The 3,250-nt window shown below is 65.2% G+C and carries 4 protein-coding genes; 1 reads left to right on the forward strand and 3 read right to left on the reverse strand.

Annotated features, from left to right (window positions below; all coding sequences use genetic code 11):
* Nucleotides 1-197 (forward strand): hypothetical protein (locus tag QZT63_RS12560; RefSeq protein ID WP_290651674.1); only part of this gene is annotated, 197 nt, incomplete at its 5' end.
* Between the two features lie 20 nt (nucleotides 198-217).
* On the opposite strand, the gene QZT63_RS12565 is transcribed toward QZT63_RS12560, so the two are convergent.
* The 3 genes from QZT63_RS12565 to istA are packed head-to-tail and all read right to left on the reverse strand — an operon-like array spanning nucleotide 218 to nucleotide 2,834.
* Nucleotides 218-508 (reverse strand): hypothetical protein, encoded by a 291-nt coding sequence (locus tag QZT63_RS12565; RefSeq protein WP_290651676.1) that lies wholly within the window; start codon nucleotides 506-508, stop codon nucleotides 218-220.
* Entirely contained in the window at nucleotides 501-1,271 is a 771-nt protein-coding gene (istB, locus tag QZT63_RS12570) for an IS21-like element helper ATPase IstB (protein ID WP_290651678.1), read from the reverse strand. The genes QZT63_RS12565 and istB overlap by 8 nt, the downstream gene beginning before the upstream one ends.
* Before the next feature lie 27 nt (nucleotides 1,272-1,298).
* Nucleotides 1,299-2,834, reverse strand: a complete 1,536-nt coding sequence (gene istA / locus QZT63_RS12575) for an IS21 family transposase (RefSeq protein ID WP_290651680.1) — start codon at nucleotides 2,832-2,834, stop codon at nucleotides 1,299-1,301.
* Between the last annotated feature and the right edge of the window lie 416 nt (nucleotides 2,835-3,250).

A 3,250-nucleotide genomic window follows, 5' to 3' on the forward strand; every position in this document is an offset into this window, starting at 1 on the left:
CGCCGTACTGGCGTGAGCGGTTTGGTGATCGGGTGGCTCACGATCCACGCTTCCGCTGGACAATGTTCTATCAAGCCTTGGCGGACAAGTTGCTCGGTTTTAGAGAGGTGCGTATTCCGATGATCGTGACCGGTCATTCCGACGATCGTGACCGGTGCGCACACCGCGGAGCGCTGGAGGGACTTTTTCTACCCTGACCGGTCACGATCAGTCAAATTTAGCGCTTCTGCTCCCACTGTTGGAGAAACCACTGGTCGTAGGCGCTGGATAAGGTTTTATCCACGATAACCTCCATCACCTGGTGAGCGAGCCAATGGCTGACGCCGTAACGGTAAGGATCGTTGTCCAAATCCAGCCGCTGTTGCAGCCAGGCCCGAACCGCCTCATGCGCCGGTGCGCTCTCGGGGGCATGGCCAAGCTGCAAGGCCAGATAAGCGGATAACATTATATCCAGGCTCACCGTGGTGCGGCGCTCGCCCAGGCGGACGTGGTAGCGGAAATTACGCATGGCCTGCTCCCGTGCCGTTACCCTGCTCGGGGGCGGGGCTGGATTTGCGCAGCGACTCCCCTTGCAGGGGGATGCGGTGAGCGCGGTGGAGCAGCCGATCGAGGATGGCATCGGCCACGGTCGGCTCGCCGAGGTAATCGTGCCAGTGCTCGATGGGCAGCTGGCTGGCGATCAGGGTGGATTTGAGCCCGTGGCGGTCCTCGATCAGCTCCATCAGGTCGTGGCGCTGGCCGGCGGTCAGCGGCTGGATGGCCCAGTCATCGAGCAGCAGCAGGTCCGCCTTGGCAAGGCTTGCCATCAGCCGCGGATAGGAGCCGTCGCCGTGGGCGATGGCCAGCTGCTCAAGCAGGCGCGGGAGGCGGAAGTAGCGCACCGAGAAGCCCAGGCGGCAGGCCTGGTTGCCCAGCGCGCAGGCCAGGTAGGTCTTGCCGGTGCCGGTGGGGCCGCTTAGACACAGGTTGTGCCCGGCGCGCAGCCACTCACCGCTGGCCAGCCCGGCAATCTGAGCACGCTTGAGCCCGCGGGGATGGCGGTAGTCGATATCCTCGATGCAGGCGCCGGCAAGGCGCAGCCGGGCGGCCTTGAGCAGGCGGCTCAGGCGGCGGTTATCGCGGACCAGCAGCTCGCGCTCGACCAGCAGGGCCAGGCGCTCCTCAAAGCACAGCTCATGGGTGGCAGGCTGTTCGAGCTGCTGTTGTAGGGCCTGCGCCATGCCGGGCAGGCGCAGGGCATGGAGCGTATCAAGGGTCTGTTGCATCAGCATGTTTTTCTCTCCGAAGAAGGTGACGGCTTAGTGGTAGTAGTCAGCGCCGCGGATATTTTCGTGTGCCGGCAGCGACTGCTCGGCCGCCGACGCCATGGCCTGCTGGTCCAGGCCGCTGGAGAGAATCGAGCTCACCGAGCGGTAGGTGGGCGAGCCGATCGACTGGGCGCGGGCGCAGGCCGCCTCCAATCGGCTGGGGGTGTAGCGCCGGGCCAGATTGAGCAGACCCAGACAAGCCCGGTAGCCGTGCTCGGGATGCGGGCGGCTCTCCAGTTGGTGTTTGACCGTAGCCAGCGTCGCCGGGCCGATCCCCTGAGCCCAGTTCAAAAAGCGCCCCGGCGACCACTCCCGGTGGGCGCGGTGGGAGGCGGGCATATGCTCGGGCAGGGTGCTATAGCGCCCGGGGCCGCGGCGCGGATGCACGGCCACCCGCGCGCCCTTGTGCAGCACCTCAACGCTGCTCTCGGTTAGCCGCACGCTAAGGCGCTGACCGACCAGGGTGTGCGGGACGCTGTAGAGCCGGCCGTCAAGGTCAAGGTGGTAGTCGATGCCGGGCTTGGCTTCGCGCCACTCGGCGTATTCGTAGGGCTCGGCCGGCAGGGGCCGGAGCGCCGGCCGATCCAGCCGCTCGTAGAGCTCCCGGCGGCTGTGGGGCTGTTTTTGGAAGGGCCGGTCGTTGAGCTCGCCGAGCAGCTCGCGGATGGCGACGTTGAGGGCGGCAAGCGAGTGGAAGAGGTGGTGGCGCAGCCGGGCGAGGATCCAGCGCTCAACCAACTGCACGCCCACCTCCGCCTTGGCCTTGTCCTTAGGCTTGTAGGGCCGGGCCGGGAGGATGGCGGTGCCGTAGTGGGCGGCCATCTCGGCGTAGGTGGCGTTGGGCTCGGGGCTGTAGCGGCAGGCCTTACTTACCGCCGCGCGCAGGTTATCCGGGACCAGTAGCTCGGGCACGCCGCCCAAAAAGCGCAGGGCGCGCTGGTGGGAGGCGATCCAGTCCGGCAGCGATTGGCTCCAACTGGCCTCGGCGTAGGTGTAGCTGGAGGCGCCGAGCACGGCGACGAAGATCTGCGCGGCGCGGACCTCGCCGGTGGCCGCATCGACCACCGGCACGGTGGGGCCGCAGTAGTCGATGAACAGCTTCTCCCCGGCGCGGTGGAGCTGACGCATGCTGCGCCGCTGGGCGGCGCGCCAGGTGCGGTAGTGATCGCAGAAGCGGCTGTAGCGCAGCGCCCGCTCGCCGTGGGTGGCGGCGTACTCGCCCCACAGTAGCTGCAGCGTCACGCCCTTGCGCTTTAGCTCTTGGTGGAGGTAGGCACCGTCGGGCTCGGCGAAGCGGGTGGGCCGCTGAGCCGGCGGAAAGAGCAGCCGCTCCAGGGCTGTCTCGTCCAGATCCGGCGGCAGCGGCCAGGCCGTTAGACCGCGGGCGGTGGCCAGGCTTATGTACTTGTTGACCGCGCCCTTGGACAGGCCAAGCGCGCGGGCGATCTTGCCGTGGCTAAGCCCGGCAGCGTATTTGAGGCGCAGGATTTCGGTGACTTTGCGCATGGGAACCCTCTTGGTTGGCATCTTCGCTCTCTTTGGATAACCAAAAGCGGAGATATATGCCTGTAGTTACAGAAGATTTCCAGCGCGCCGGGAGTGATTCCGATTGATCGTGGCCGTTGATTCCGACATCGTGACCGGTGATTCCGACGCGAAGGCCGAAATCGGTCACGATCAATCGGAATACACGGTCACCATCGCCCGGAACAGTCGGTCACGATCGATCGGAATGGGTGGTCACGATGCGTCGGAATACGCAATTACATCAGCTATTCGTCTCGCCTCAAGCCAGTGCTCAGAACACACGTTGAGCAAATTCTGATGGCTGGCACTACCGTAGTTCTAGACTTCCCCGGCAACACCAGGAAGCAAAGGGCTTGGTTTAAGGACATATATTTGGAGCGCGGGATACCTCACGAGCTGTACTACGTGATGGCAGA

Source organism: Aquisalimonas sp. (genome assembly GCF_007120195.1).
GTDB lineage: Bacteria > Pseudomonadota > Gammaproteobacteria > Nitrococcales > Aquisalimonadaceae > Aquisalimonas.

What these genes read in the sequence shown, in the direction of transcription:
- istA (WP_290651680.1), bottom strand. Translation starts at nt 2,834, where the DNA reads ATGCCAACCAAGAGGGTTCCCATGCGCAAAGTCACCGAAATCCTGCGC.
- QZT63_RS12565 (WP_290651676.1), bottom strand. Translation starts at nt 508, where the DNA reads ATGCGTAATTTCCGCTACCACGTCCGCCTGGGCGAGCGCCGCACCACG.
- istB (WP_290651678.1), bottom strand. Translation starts at nt 1,271, where the DNA reads ATGCTGATGCAACAGACCCTTGATACGCTCCATGCCCTGCGCCTGCCC.